Genomic DNA, 13,539 nt, shown 5'->3' on the forward strand with positions numbered 1-13,539 from the left:
GGCCACTCATGAGCAGCCCGCGTCCCGCCATGATCTTGTAGGCGCAGCCCGTCCGTCGCCGCGCGCCCGACCGCGGCCGTGCCGCTGCTGCCTCCCGCAGGCCAGCGCGGCGCGCCGCTTGCGGGCATGCCGAGGAGACGGAGCGCTGAATTCTGAGCGGTAACCTTTCGGCCCTTGCCACGGTCGTCCGCCCAAGCGAGCCGCCGCCGTCCGGCCAAGAGAGCCGCGAGCGTCCGCCCATGAGAGCTGCGGCCGTCCGCCCAGGATAGCTGCGGCAGCTGCGGCCGTCCGCCCAGGAGAGTTACGGCCGTCGGCCCGACAGAGCTGCGACCCGCGAACACGGGGAGGCGCGCCGCCTTGCGCTGCCGGTCCCGGGAGCGCCGGTCCGCCTCGTCCACCCAGAACCGGCGAGGCGTTTTTCACTCCCTACCGACCCTGTGGCGGCAGGCAGCGAGCGGCCCTTCGCCTTTTCGCTTGTGCCGGGGCGCCGGGCTTTGTTAAGAGACCGGCGCGCCGACAGGCGCCGACCATGCCTTGGCAGTTCGGCGGCGGATGCGGGCGGCCCTGGCCGCCCCGGTCCCATGCCGAGAAGACGATGCCGCCCGGACGATGCGGGCGGACGGCCGGAGAGGTGGCAGAGTGGTCGAATGCACCGCACTCGAAATGCGGCATACGGGCAACCGTATCGGGGGTTCGAATCCCCCCCTCTCCGCCATTTAAAATTCACTCTCCGCCAATTTCAGAAACCTTTCTTCCGGCGTTCTGCCTCCTCGGGCCATGTGGTCCATTCGCTGCGCGGCGGCAACATCGACGAGATGCGCGATGAGAAGGTCGACGGGCGCATTCGTCGTATTCAGGTCGGCCACACAGTCGGAAGCGACGAGTACGAAAGCTACGGCCGACGGTCTCTAAGCGGAAAAGCCTCTCGGCAGCTCAACCTGTTGCCGCTGGACCCGATATCGATTTCTCGATGTTCCACGGACTAAAGTTCGACGTCATGGCGAAGCGCAAGCGGACGCGAGGGCGGCGACCAAAAAGCTGACGCGTGGGAATAGTCGGAAACTCGGATCCACAGCCAGACGGCGTTCAAGGCTTTGTAAACAATATTGGTTTCAGCTCCAGCCGCGCATTGGGCGTCGCTTCTGTGCTCTGGTTAGCGGCGACGTCGACGTGAGGCGAGACAGGGTCAGCTGATCGGATGCGGGCTGTGGAAACGACCTCAGGCTTGAATGCCCGGCTTCGAAACTGCTGTGCTTTCCGGACGTGGAGACGATCCCATCAACAAGAGGACCTCGGATGGATCGTGATTTCGTCGTCGTAAGGCAAACTCGCCCTACCATTTCAAGAGATTAGCCCTGCTAGTGTTGGCAAGAACATCGTCGTTAGGATCCGTGCACGATGCTGAGCAGATAGTCGATCAAGCGTCGGAAAGAAGCACAGACTAGTCACCGGTTCCCTGACAAGAATCGAGCATCCTCAGGGTTTGTGAGAACGATCCCGAAAATTCGTCAGCGAAATCCTGGGCGAGGGACGAAACGGGGGAGAAGCTCGGCACGATCATCGACCATTCGAACTTGATCGACGGACGGAAGGGGCGGACCTGAAGATTGCGCCAGGGCAGATGCGAGGCGGTGAACGGGTCGACGATCGCGCAGCCGAAGCCCGCGTCCACCATCCCGCAGATGATCATCGTCAGCGGGCTCTCGGTGCGGATGCGGGGAACGCAGTCGTGGGTGACCATCACGGCGTCGAACCGGCGACGGGCCGAGGAGGCGGCCGCCAGCGCCACGATATCCTGCCCGTGCAGGTCCGTCGGCTCGATCACCTCGCGCGCCAGCAGGGGGTGACCACGCGAGGCGATGAAGACGGCGTCCATCGACGGCAGCTCGTAGGTGGTGATCGCCGAATGCGGGATGCGTTCGTGGATGATGCCGAGATCGCAGCGACCCGTCGTCACCCAGTCCAGCACGGACGGCGAGGTCATCCCGTAGAGCGTGATGTCGACCGCCGGGCGGGCGGAAACGAAGTTCGCCGTCACCATCGGTAGGAAGCTGGTGGCGAGCGCCGGCAGCGCCGCGACCCGGAGCTCGCCGCCGCGGCGCTCCAATATGTCCTTGGCGGCCTTCTCGATGCGCTCCAGGCCGACGAAGGAGCGCTCCACCTCCCGGTACAGCGTGACGCCATCGGCCGTCGGCAACAGCTTGCCACCGCGCCTTTCGAAAAGCTTCAGGCCGAGCTGATACTCGAGATCGGCGACCATCCGGCTGATCGCCGGCTGGGTGACGCCGAGAAAATTCCCGGCCTCGGTGGCCGATCCGCTCAAGATGACGGCGCGGAAGGCTTCGACCTGCCTACTTTTCAGCATTGGTGATGATCCGGGCGGCGATATAACATTTGCACATCGGTATGCCATCAGAACGCATTTGACGAATGGTGGCAACTCTCGAATGTTGCAGTTGTGATTGGTTTTTGGACAGGAGCTATCGATGAGCATGAAGCCGCGTATCGGCCTTTTGGTATCCGCCGCGTTCGTCTCGCTGGCCGGCGTCGGCCCCGGCCAGGCCCAGGACAAGGTGCTGTACGTCGCTGCCTATGGCGGCTCCTACGAGCAGCTGATGCGCGAGCAGGTGTTTCCCGACTTCGAGAAGGAGCACGGCGTCCGCATCGAGTACACGGCGGGCAACTCCACCGATACGCTGGCCCGGCTGGTCGCGACCAAGGGCAGTCCCCAGATCGACGTCGCGATCATGGACGACGGGCCGGCCTACCAGGCGATTGCCCTCGGCCTGTGCTCGGACATCGAGCCGGCTCCCGTCTATGACGAGCTCTACGACATGGCCAAGATCACCGGCAACCAGGCGGTCGGCCTCGGCGCGGTGGCCACCGGGCTGATGTACAACACGAAGTATTTCGAGGAGCAGGGATGGGAGGCGCCGACGTCCTGGGCGGACCTCAAGGATCCCAAATATGCCGGCAAGCTGGTGGTTCCGCCGCTTTCCAACACCTACGGCCTCCATGCGTTGGTCATGGAGGCGGAACTCGGCGGCGGTGACGAGCGCAACATCGATCCCGGCTTCGAGGCCTTCGTCAACGAGATCGATCCGAACGTGCTCGCATACGAGGCGTCCCCCGGCCAGATGACCGCGCTCTTCCAGAGCAACCAGGCGGTGCTGGGCGTGTGGGGCTCGGCGCGGATCAACTCGCTCGCCAATACCGGCTTCCCGGTCAAGATGGTCTATCCGAAGGAAGGCGCGGTCTCGCTCGGCATCGTCGGCTGCCCGATCGCCGGGCGCGACAATCCGCTGGCGCAGGAACTGCTCCAGTATCTCCTGTCGCCGGAAGTGCAGGAGCGTGTGGCGCGCGGCTACGGCTACGGCCCCGTCAACAAGAATGCCTCGCTGACCGACGAGGAGGCCGAGGGCATCCCCTACGGCCCCGAGCAGGTCGGGCAACTGCGCGTGATCGACTGGGACTACGTCAACCCGGTCCGCGAGGAATGGAACACCCGCTGGACGCGCGAAGTCGAAGGCTGACCGCGGCGCAAGCCAAACGGCGTCCCGCCCCGTCCCGGGCGGGACGCGTGCACTCGAACGGTTGCATGAACATGAGCTTCCTGAAGATCGTCGGCCTCACGAAGGCGTATGACAAACTCATCGCGGTGGACGGTATATCGCTGGACATCGAGCAGGGTGAATTCGTCTCGCTGCTCGGCCCCTCCGGCTGCGGCAAGACGACGACGCTGCAGATGATCGCCGGCTTCGTCGACGTGACGGCAGGCAGCATCCTTCTCGACGGCCGCGATCTGGCCCATGTTCCCCCGGCAAAGCGGGGTCTCGGCATCGTCTTTCAGAGCTATGCGCTGTTCCCGCACATGACGGTGGCGCAGAATGTCGGCTTCGGGCTGGAGATGCGCAAGGTCGGCAGGGCGGAGCGCGATAGGCGGATCGCCGCCGTGCTCGAGCTGGTCGGCCTGCAGACCATGGCCGACCGCTATCCCCGCCGCATGTCCGGCGGGCAGCAGCAGCGCGTGGCGCTGGCGCGCGCGCTGGTCATCGAACCCAACCTGCTGTTGCTCGACGAGCCGCTTTCCAATCTCGACGCCAAGCTGCGCGAAGAGATGCAGGGCGAGCTGCGCGACATCCAGGAGCGCACGGGCCTCACCACGGTCCTAGTGACCCACGACCAGTCGGAAGCGATGGCGCTGTCGGACCGGATCGTCGTCATGAACAGGGGCGCCATCGAACAGGTCGGCCCGCCGGAAGCGGCCTACCAGACGCCGGCATCGCATTTCGTCGCGGGCTTTCTCGGCCGCACCAATACGCTGGAAGGCCAGCGCGACGGCCGCGCCGTGAGCCTGCCGGGCCAGCACTGGACGCTGGACGGCGAAGGCGGGCAGGGGCCGGTTCTCGTCGCCGTGCGGCCGGAACGCGTGGTGTTCGGAAACGCGGGCCTGAAAGGCATCGTCAAGAAGCGCGTCTTCCAGGGGAGCCAGTGGTTCTTCGACGTGGACAGCGAGGCGGGGCAGGTCTTCGTTCTCGCCCCGAACGGCAGCGGCTCCCTCCCGAAGGTCCAGGAGACGGTTCATCTCGCCTGGACCGTCGACGACATGCGGGTGCTGCCGCGCGACGAGGCCCGCGCAGGATGAGCACCGTCGCAACAACGGCCGCATCGCCGGCATCGACGGCCACTCGGCAGGCCCGCGTCTCCTGGCTGCCTTATCTCCTCAACCTCCCGGCGCTCCTGGTCGTGGGAACGCTCATCCTCGTGCCGCTGGGGATGACGTTCATCCTGTCGCTGCACTCGTTCGGCATGTACACGGGCGTCTCCAGCGACATCTCGCTCGCCAATTACGCCGAGATCGTGCGGGATCCGTATTTTCACGAGATCTTCCTGCGCACCCTCCGGATCTCGCTGTTCACCACCCTGCTGGCCGCGGCGCTCGGCGCCCCGGAGGCCTACATCCTGCACCGGATGAAGGGGTCCTGGCGTTCGCTGTTCCTGCTGGTGATGCTCGGCCCGCTGCTGATCTCCGTGGTGGCCCGTACGCTGGGCTGGGCGATGCTCCTCGGCTCAACCGGCGTGATCAACCAGACGCTGACGGGGCTGGGGATTCTCTCCGCGCCGGTCCAGTTCATGTACACCGAGACCGGCGTGGTCATCGCGCTGGCGCACGTCCTGATGCCGTTCATGGTCATCTCGGTCTGGGCGGCGCTGCAGCGGCTCGATCCGCAGGTCGAGAATGCCGCGATCTCGCTCGGCGCCTCGCCCTTCACCGTGGTGCGGCGGGTCGTCCTGCCGCAGATCATGCCCGGCATCCTGACCGGGTCGATCATCGTCTTCGCGCTGGCGGCCTCGGCATTCGCGACACCCGCGATCATCGGCGGCCGGCGGCTGAAAGTGGCGGCGACGCTCGCCTATGACGAGTTCCTGTCGACGCTGAACTGGCCGCTCGGGGCCGCCATCGCGGTGCTCCTGCTGGTCGCCAACATCGTCATCATCCTCGGCTGCAACCGGCTGGTCGAGCGCCGCTACGCGCAGGTGTTCCAATGAACCGCAACGGTCCCCTGGCGCTCGCCTTCCACGCTTTCGTGGTGATGTTCACCGTCGCACCGATCCTGATCGTCTGCGTCGTCGCCTTCACCCCCAACGGCTATCTGTCCTTGCCGACGAATGGCGTGTCGCTGCGCTGGTTCTACGCGATCACCGATCGCCCGGAATTCTTCGCGTCGTTTCGCACCAGCCTCTGGCTGGCGGCCGTGTCCTCGACACTGGCAGTGGTCCTCGCCGTCCCGGCGGCCCTTGCCCTCGGGCGGATGCAGTTCGCCGGTCGCGGCGCACTGCTGAGCCTTTTCCAGTCACCGCTGATGATCCCGCACATCGTCCTCGGCATCGCGCTCCTGCGCTTCTTCAGCGAGGCAGGGCTCGGCATCTCCGGCTGGACGCTGGTGGCGGGCCACCTCATCGTCGTCTTTCCGTTCGCGCTGCGGCTGATCCTGACGACGTCGATCGGCCTCGACCGGCAGATCGAGCATGCCGCAGTCTCGCTCGGCGCCTCGCGCTGGACGACCTTCCGGCGGGTGACGCTGCCGCTAATCCTGCCGGGCGTGCTCTCCGGCTGGATCCTCTCCTTCATCCAGAGCTTCGACGAGGTGACGATGAGCATCTTCATCTCGACGCCGCATACGACAACGCTGCCGGTCCGGCTGTTTCTCTACATCCAGGACAACATCGATCCGCTGGTCGCTTCGGTCTCGGCAATCCTCATCGTCCTGACCGTGGTCCTGATGGTCGTGCTCGACCGCCTCTTCGGAATGGAACGGCTGCTGGTCGGCCCTGGCCGCAGCTAAGCTCGGACGCATAAAGATGAAACATGATTATGACTTCGCCGTCCTCGGCGGGGGACTGGTCGGCTCTGCCATCGGCTACGGCCTGGTCAAGCGCGGCCTGAAGGTGCTGATGCTCGACGAGGGCGACGTCGCCAAGCGCGCCTCGCGCGGCAATTTCGCGCTCGTCTGGGTCCAGAGCAAGGGCCTCGGCATGCCGCGCTATGCGACATGGACGCGTCGGTCGTCCGACGAGTGGGGCGCTTTCGCGGCCGAGCTGGAGGGCCATGCCGGCTTCTCGCTCGCCTACCGGCGGCCGGGCGGATACCATCTCTGCCTTTCCGAGGACGAACTCGAGCGCCGGGCGGCCAACATCAACCGCCTGCACAACCAATCCGATACCGAGCCCTACCGCATCGACGTGCTGGACGGCGACGAGGTTCGCCGTCATCTGCCGGAGGTGGGTCCGGATGTCGTGGGCGGGACCTACTGCGCGCTCGACGGCGACGTGAACTCACTGAAGCTGTTCCGCGCGCTGCATGCCGGCTTCGCCGCGCTCGGCGGGACCTATCGGCCAGGTGCGCTGGTCGACGAAATCGGCCCCGGCAACGACGGCTATGCGCTGAAGACCGCCGAGGGCACGTTCAGCGCCGATCGCATCGTGCTGGCAGCCGGGCTCGACAATCTCAGGCTCGGCAAGATGGTCGGACTGGACGTACCGGTGCGGCCGCTGCGTGGGCAGGTCCTCATCACCGAGAAGACCGAACCTTTCCTCGACGTGCCGCTCTCCACCGTTCGCCAGACGGACGAGGGCGGCGTGATGATCGGCGACAGCCAGGAAGAGGCGGACGACTACACCGTCATGCGCCCCGGCATCAACGCGGTGATGGCGGACCGGGCGATCCGCATGTTCCCGCGCCTCGGCCGCCTCAACGTGGTGCGGACATGGTCGGCGCTGCGCGTCTACAGCCGCGACGGCTTTCCGATCTACGAGCAGTCGCCCACCCATCCCGGCGCCTTCGTCGCCTCCTGTCATTCGGGCGTCACCCTGGCCGCCGCGCACGCGCAACTGCTCGCGAAGCACTTTGCCGAAGGCGTCCTTCCGCAAGATTTCGGCGCATTTTCCACGAGACGGTTCCATGTTCCAGCGGCTTCCTGACCTCGACCGCACGACGGTCTCCTTCACCCTTGATGGCCGGCCGGTCGATGGACGGGCGGGCGATACGGTCGCGGCCGCCCTTCTGGCGGCCGGCGTCGAGACCTGTCGCAGCAGCGCGGTCAGCGGCGAGCCCCGCGCGCCCTACTGCATGATGGGCGTGTGCTTCGAATGCCTGGTCACCATCGACGGCGTCGGCAACCAGCAGGGATGCCTCGTCGCCCTGCGTCCTGGAATGACGGTCGAGACGCAGATCGGCCGCGGCAAGAGAGAGCTCGCCCGATGACCCCGATCGCGCATGTCGACCAGCTCGCGAAGACCTACGACCTTGTCGTGATCGGGGCAGGCCCCGCCGGCATGGCCGCGGCGACACTCGCTGCCGCCGGCGGCGCGTCGGTGCTGCTGGTGGACGAGAACCCGGCCCCTGGCGGCCAGATCTACCGCGGCATCGGCGCAACGCCGCTCAAGCGGCGTGCTTTGCTGGGCGAGGATTATTGGAAGGGAGAAGAGCTTACGAACGCCTTCGCGGCGAGCGGGGCGTCGTACTTTCCGGGCGCCACCGTCTGGCAGCTTGCTCCCGATGTCGAGCTGGGAATCTCTTCCGGCGGACGGACGGCGATGATCCGCGCGGAGCAAGTCGTCATGGCGACCGGTGCGCTGGAGCGGCCGTTTCCGATCAAGGGCTGGACGCTTCCCGGCGTCATGACGGCAGGCGCGGCGCAGATTCTGCTGAAGACATCGGGCGTCACCGTCGACGGCAAGGTGGTGCTGGCCGGCAGCGGCCCGCTGCTCTGGCTGATCGCGGCCCAGTATCTGGAGAGCGGCAAGCATTTCGACGCCATCCTCGACACGACGCCAAGGGCGAACTGGAGCGCGGCGATCGGGCAACTGCCCCGCTTCTTGGCCTCGCCCTATCTCGCGAAAGGCCTGAAGCTGGTGGCGAAGGTGCGCCGCCGGGCGCGCGTCATCTCGGGGGTGACGGCGCTGGAGGCGCAAGGGGAGGGCCATCTTGCCTGCGTGCGCTACACGAAAGGCGGCAAGGTACACGAGATCGAAGCCGATCATCTCCTGCTGCACCAGGGTGTGGTGCCGAACATCAACATGGCGAGCGCCAGCGGCTGCGAGCTCGAATACGACCCGCTTCAACTCACCTGGAGGCCGAAGCTCGACGAATGGGGCCGTACCAGCGTCGAGGGGATCACCGTCGCCGGCGACGGTGGCGGCATCGCCGGAGCGGAAGCAGCGGCGGAGCGGGGGCGGATCGCGGGCCTTGCGGCACTGGCGGCGTTGCGGCGCATCTCCTCGGAGGAACGCGATCGCCGCGCCGCCCCCATCCGCGCGGTTCTGGGACGCTATGATCGCGGTCGCGCGTTCCTGGATCGGCTCTACCAGCCGACGCAGCAATTCCGCGTCGCCGGAGATGACACACTGGCGTGTCGCTGCGAGGAGGTGACGGGTGGTCAGATCCGTAACGCGGTGAAGACGCTCAACATCGCCGGGCCCAACCAGCTCAAGTCTTTTCTGCGCTGCGGCATGGGACCTTGCCAGGGTAGGCTTTGCGGTCTGACCGTCTCCGAGACGATCGCGGAAGCGCGGGGCACGTCGGTGGAGGCGGTCGGCTATTATCGCCTGCGCGCGCCGGTCAAGCCGATCACGCTTGCCGAACTCGCCACGCTCGACATGAGCGAGACCGAAATCAAGACGGTCGCGCGAGGCTGAGATGCCGGGTAGCGACGTCCTGATCGTCGGCGGCGGCCTGCACGGCTGCTCGGCGGCCCTGCACCTTGCAATGCGGGGCGCCTCGGTGACGCTCGTCGAGAAGGACTATTCCGGCCGCCATGCCTCCGGCGTCAACGCCGGCGGAGTGCGTAGCCTCGGCCGGCATCTCGCCGAGGTGCCGCTTTCGCTCGCCTCGATGGAACTGTGGCACCGGATCGGAGACCTGGTCGACGACGACTGCGGCTTCGAGAATCACGGCCAGGTAAAGCTCGCCGAGAGCGAAGCCGATCTGGAAAAATGCCGGGCGCGCGCTGAGGAGCTGCGCCAGGCCGGCTTCGACCATGAAGAGGTGATCGACGAGGACGAGTTGCGGGAGCTGGTGCCCGCCGCCGCGCCGCATGTCGTGGGGGGCCTGGTGTCGCGCGGCGATGGCGCGGCGTTGCCGTTCCGCACAGTGCAGGCCTTCCGGAACAAGGCGGAGCGGCTCGGCGCGCAGATCGTCGAGGGCGTGGCGGTCGAGCAGATCCGGCGGCAGGGGCGGATCTTCGTCGCCCGACTGTCGGACGGGCGGGAGTTCATGGCGCCGGTGCTGATCAACGCCGCGGGAGCCTGGGCCGGGCGGATCGCCCGCGACTTCGGCGAGCCCGTGCCGATGGAGGCCGTCGCGCCGATGCTGATGATCACCGAGCGGCGGCCGGCGTTCCTGCGCCCCGTCGTCGGCGCCACCTCGCGCACCCTGTCCTTCAAGCAGTTCGCGAACGGCACCGTCCTCATCGGCGGCGGCTATCTTGGCCGCGCCGACCCCGACAGCAACCGCACGATCCTCGACTACGCCAAGCTCGGCGCGAACGCGCGCACCGTTCGCGAGCTCTTTCCGGTCATGCGCGACGCCCGTGTCGTGCGCGCCTGGGCCGGCATCGAGGCGCGTATGGCGGACGGCATCCCGGTGCTCGGGCCCAGCGCCACCGAGGACGGGCTGTTCCACTCCTTCGGCTATTCGCTGCACGGCTTCCAGCTCGGACCGATCTGCGGCGCGATCATCGCCGAGCTGGTCTCGACCGGCCGCACCAACCTGCCCGTCGAACCCTTCGCCATCGGGCGCTTTGCCAGGCACGCCGCCTGAGCCTCTGGCGTCACCCTTTCACCGCGCCGCCTCGCCGAGGGGCGCATCCTGCTACTTACCAACCGGAGTCTTCCAATGATCAACCGAATCCTCAAGACGCCGATCATGCATCGCATGGTCGAGCACAACGGCGTCATCTATGTCGGCGGCCTCGTCGCCGACGACCGTTCGCAGTCGATGGGCGGCCAGACCGCGCAGATCTGCGAGAAGCTCGAGAAGCTTCTCGTCGAAGCCGGCACGGACAAGACCAAGCTTCTCTCGGCGATGCTATACATCACCGACATGAGCCAGAAGGGCGAGATGAACGAGGCGTGGACGAACTGGCTCGCGGCAGACGACCTGCCGACCCGCGCCACGATCGGCATCGCCGATCTCGGCGAGAACGTGCTGATCGAAATGGTCGTGACAGCGGCCCGTTAGGTTCGAGCCTCGACTTGATGCACTTGCCTCAGGGTGAGATAGGCGACCTGCGAGGGGTCAACCGGCCCCTCGCAGGTCGTTGGCGGCAATGCATCTCGCTATGAGCGAACGGTCCTTGTAGCGGTTGATCCACCAAAAGGTCGGAAGCTGAATGGCGGCTGTCACTCTCCGCGTGTTCCAGAGCCGGCTGGCAGCTTTCGGCCCCGTTCGCCGCTAAGTCGGGACGCAGAACCTGGTGCCATTTTCCGCTGCGCAGGAAAGCATCTATCGACGAGATTGTTGGACTTTGACGATCGCCTCGATTTCCACGGTGATCTGGCCGGGAAGTGATCCGAAGCCGACGGCGGAGCGGGCGTGGCGGCCCTTTTCGCCGAATACCGCGACCATGAGGTCCGAGCATCCGTTGATGACCTTCGGATGGTCGGCGAAGAGCGGGTCGGCATTGACCATGCCCAGGAGCTTGACCACCCGCTCCACCCGGCCGAGATCGCCGAGGGCGTGCTTTATCACGGCGAGGAGATTGAGCCCCGTCAGCTGCGCGTGCTCGTAGGCTTCTTCGACCGATACTCCGGCGCCGACCTTTCCGGTCGCCATCTGGCCGTCGTGGCTGCGCGGCCCTTGCCCCGACAGGAAGAGAAGCCCGCCTTCTTCGACATGGGTGACGAAATTGGCGATCGGCGCGGGCACCGGCGGCAGCGTGAGGCCGAGTTCGGCGAGCTTTTCTTCGGGTGTCATGGGGTCTCCTTGATGAGGTTCCTCGCCGGCGACCAGGCAGGCAGTTCGCGGTGCCGGATGCAGGCGACGACGTGGTTGGCGCCGACCGCCTCGACCGGCGGCACGACGTTGGCGCAGGCCTCGATCGCGTCGGGGCAGCGGGTCCGGAAGACGCATCCCGACGGCGGCGAGATCGGGCTCGGAATGTCGCCCTTCAGGACGATGCGCTCGCGGCGGCGCTCGGGGTCGGGCAGCGGCGAGCTCGACAGCAGCGCTCGCGTGTAGGGGTGGCGCGGGTTGCCGTAGATGTCTTCGGCCCGGCCGCTTTCCATGACCCGGCCGAGATAGAGGACGACGACGTCGTCGCAGAGATACTCGACGACGGTGAGGTCGTGCGAAATGAACACGGTCGTCAGCCCCAGCTCGTGCTGGAGCGACTGCAGCAGATTGAGGATCTGCGCCTGGACGGAGACGTCGAGGGCGGAGATCGGCTCGTCGGCGACGATCAGATCCGGCTGCACCGCCAGCGCCCGGGCGATGCCGATGCGCTGGCGCTGGCCGCCGGAGAACTCGTGCGGGAAGCGGCGGTCATGGTCGCGGTCGAGCCCGACGCGTTCGAGGAGATCGCCGATCATCTGCCGCCGAGCGCTGCCCCTGGCGATCCTGTGGGTGTCGATCGCCTCGCCGATGATGTCGGCGACCTTCATCTTCGGGTTGAGGCTCGAATAGGGGTCCTGGAAGATGAACTGCAGGCGCTTGCGCAGCGACCGCAGCCGCTTGCCCGATGCCTTGAAGAGATCCTCGCCCTCGAAGATCGCTTCCCCCTCGGTCGGCTCCACGAGGCGCATGATGCAGCGGCCGATCGTGGTCTTGCCCGAGCCGGATTCGCCGACGATGCCCGTGGTCCTGCCGCGCCGGACGTCGAAGGAGACGTCGGAGACGGCCTGGACGACGCTCTTGCCGACGTGGAACTGCTTGACGAGGTTGCGCACCGACAGGAGCGTGTCGTCCGTCCGACCGGTCTCGATCATACGTCCTCGTGCCTCCAGCAGCGGGTGGAATGGTGCATCCCGACCGCGATCAGCGGCGGGCTTTCGTTCCGGCACTTCGCCACCACCAGCGGGCAGCGGTCGGCATAGGCGCAACCCGCCGGCAGGTTGGTGACGCTGGGGACGGAGCCCGGAATCGGGCTCAGCAGGCGCCGCCCGCCGGTGGCGTCCCGGTCGCGCGCGGGATCGGGGATGCAGGCGATCAGGCCTTTCGTGTAGGGGTGGCGCGGGGCCTTGAAGAGCGCGTTGACCGGGGCCTGCTCGACTACCTTGCCGGCATACATGACGGCGACGTCGTCGGCGATTTCCGCGACGACGCCGAGATTGTGGGTGATGAACAGGATGCTCATGCCCATCTCCTGCTGCAGCCGGCGCAGCAGCTCGAGGATCTGCGCCTGGATCGTCACGTCAAGGGCGGTGGTCGGCTCGTCGGCGATGAGCAGGAACGGGTTGCAGGCGAGCGCCAGGGCGATCATCACCCGCTGGCGCATGCCGCCCGACATCGAGTGGGGGTAGTCGTCGAGGCGCCGTTCCGGCGAGGCGATCTCGACCAGCTCGAGCATGCGGCGGGCGCGGCCGCGGGCTTCGGCGCGCGAGATCGGCTCGTGCAGGCGGATCATCTCGATGATCTGGTCGCCGACCGTATAGAGCGGGTTGAGGCTGGTCATCGGCTCCTGGAAGATCATCGCGATCTCCTGGCCGCGGATCCTGCGCATCTCGCGATTCCCGGCCCGGGCCAGATCCACGACGCTGCCGTCGCGGCGGGTGAATGCCATCGTCCCGCCGACGATCGTCGCCGACGAGGCGAGCAGCCGCATGATCGACAGGCTGGTCACCGACTTGCCGGAGCCGGATTCGCCCACCACCGCCAGCGTCTTGCCCTGGCGCACTGTGAGGTCCACGTCGTCCACGGCCTTGGCGATGGTCGACCCGATCCGGAAGTGGGTCCGCAGGCCGGTCACCTGCAGCGTCACGGGGTCGGAAGATGCCGGCGCAAGGCCCGCGGTCGCCGGGTCGGCGTCGATCTGCGACATC

At 66.8% G+C, this 13,539-nt stretch carries 13 protein-coding genes and 1 tRNA gene; 10 read left to right on the forward strand and 4 right to left on the reverse strand.

What is annotated here, in order from left to right; all coding sequences use genetic code 11:
• The first annotated feature begins 625 nt into the window (after nt 1-625).
• Nucleotides 626-715 (forward strand) — tRNA-Ser (locus tag LXB15_RS20660).
• A 726-nt stretch (nt 716-1,441) separates the two neighbouring features.
• Here the strand turns inward: LXB15_RS20660 and LXB15_RS20665 are convergent.
• The gene (locus LXB15_RS20665) at nt 1,442-2,365 is read right to left on the reverse strand and encodes a LysR substrate-binding domain-containing protein (RefSeq protein ID WP_233950224.1); all 924 of its coding nucleotides are present in this window, start codon (nt 2,363-2,365) and stop codon (nt 1,442-1,444) included.
• Between the two features lie 127 nt (nt 2,366-2,492).
• Here LXB15_RS20665 and LXB15_RS20670 point away from each other — a divergent pair, with 127 nt between their 5' ends.
• From LXB15_RS20670 to LXB15_RS20710, 9 genes are all read left to right on the forward strand, one after another.
• Entirely contained in the window at nt 2,493-3,533 is a 1,041-nt protein-coding gene (locus LXB15_RS20670) for an ABC transporter substrate-binding protein (RefSeq protein WP_233953274.1), read from the forward strand.
• A gap of 71 nt (nt 3,534-3,604) precedes the next feature.
• A complete protein-coding gene (locus tag LXB15_RS20675) occupies nt 3,605-4,645 on the forward strand; it encodes an ABC transporter ATP-binding protein (protein ID WP_233953275.1) in 1,041 nt (346 codons plus the stop codon).
• Nucleotides 4,642-5,550 carry an ABC transporter permease gene (locus LXB15_RS20680; RefSeq protein ID WP_233950225.1) on the forward strand — a complete coding sequence of 303 codons (909 nt, stop codon included), beginning with the start codon at nt 4,642-4,644 and terminating at the stop codon, nt 5,548-5,550. The genes LXB15_RS20675 and LXB15_RS20680 overlap by 4 nt, the downstream gene beginning before the upstream one ends.
• The gene (locus LXB15_RS20685) at nt 5,547-6,347 is read left to right on the forward strand and encodes an ABC transporter permease (RefSeq protein WP_233950226.1); all 801 of its coding nucleotides are present in this window, start codon (nt 5,547-5,549) and stop codon (nt 6,345-6,347) included. Before LXB15_RS20680 ends, LXB15_RS20685 begins: the two co-directional genes overlap by 4 nt.
• Nucleotides 6,348-6,363: 16 nt before the next feature.
• Complete coding sequence (locus LXB15_RS20690) at nt 6,364-7,482, forward strand: FAD-binding oxidoreductase (protein WP_233950227.1); 1,119 nt, start codon at nt 6,364-6,366, stop codon at nt 7,480-7,482.
• Nucleotides 7,463-7,765: a (2Fe-2S)-binding protein gene (locus LXB15_RS20695; protein WP_183210192.1), complete on the forward strand. Its 303-nt coding sequence runs from the start codon at nt 7,463-7,465 to the stop codon at nt 7,763-7,765. Before LXB15_RS20690 ends, LXB15_RS20695 begins: the two co-directional genes overlap by 20 nt.
• A complete protein-coding gene (locus LXB15_RS20700; protein WP_233950228.1) occupies nt 7,762-9,198 on the forward strand; it encodes an NAD(P)/FAD-dependent oxidoreductase in 1,437 nt (478 codons plus the stop codon). Before LXB15_RS20695 ends, LXB15_RS20700 begins: the two co-directional genes overlap by 4 nt.
• A 1-nt stretch (nt 9,199) precedes the next feature.
• A complete protein-coding gene (locus LXB15_RS20705) occupies nt 9,200-10,321 on the forward strand; it encodes an FAD-binding oxidoreductase (protein WP_233950229.1) in 1,122 nt (373 codons plus the stop codon).
• 75 nt (nt 10,322-10,396) lie between these two features.
• Nucleotides 10,397-10,741 carry a RidA family protein gene (locus LXB15_RS20710; protein WP_233950230.1) on the forward strand — a complete coding sequence of 115 codons (345 nt, stop codon included), beginning with the start codon at nt 10,397-10,399 and terminating at the stop codon, nt 10,739-10,741.
• Between the two features lie 264 nt (nt 10,742-11,005).
• Here the strand turns inward: LXB15_RS20710 and LXB15_RS20715 are convergent, their stop codons facing one another.
• Genes LXB15_RS20715 through LXB15_RS20725 form a run of 3 tightly spaced genes read right to left on the reverse strand, consistent with a single transcriptional unit; the run spans nt 11,006 to nt 13,538 of the window.
• A complete protein-coding gene (locus tag LXB15_RS20715) occupies nt 11,006-11,476 on the reverse strand; it encodes a RidA family protein (protein WP_233950231.1) in 471 nt (156 codons plus the stop codon).
• Nucleotides 11,473-12,486: an ABC transporter ATP-binding protein gene (locus LXB15_RS20720; RefSeq protein ID WP_233950232.1), complete on the reverse strand. Its 1,014-nt coding sequence runs from the start codon at nt 12,484-12,486 to the stop codon at nt 11,473-11,475. The genes LXB15_RS20715 and LXB15_RS20720 overlap by 4 nt, the downstream gene beginning before the upstream one ends.
• Nucleotides 12,483-13,538: an ABC transporter ATP-binding protein gene (locus tag LXB15_RS20725; RefSeq protein WP_233950233.1), complete on the reverse strand. Its 1,056-nt coding sequence runs from the start codon at nt 13,536-13,538 to the stop codon at nt 12,483-12,485. Before LXB15_RS20725 ends, LXB15_RS20720 begins: the two co-directional genes overlap by 4 nt.
• Nucleotide 13,539: the final 1 nt, after the last annotated feature.

The organism is Aurantimonas sp. HBX-1 (genome assembly GCF_021391535.1).
GTDB lineage: Bacteria > Pseudomonadota > Alphaproteobacteria > Rhizobiales > Rhizobiaceae > Aurantimonas.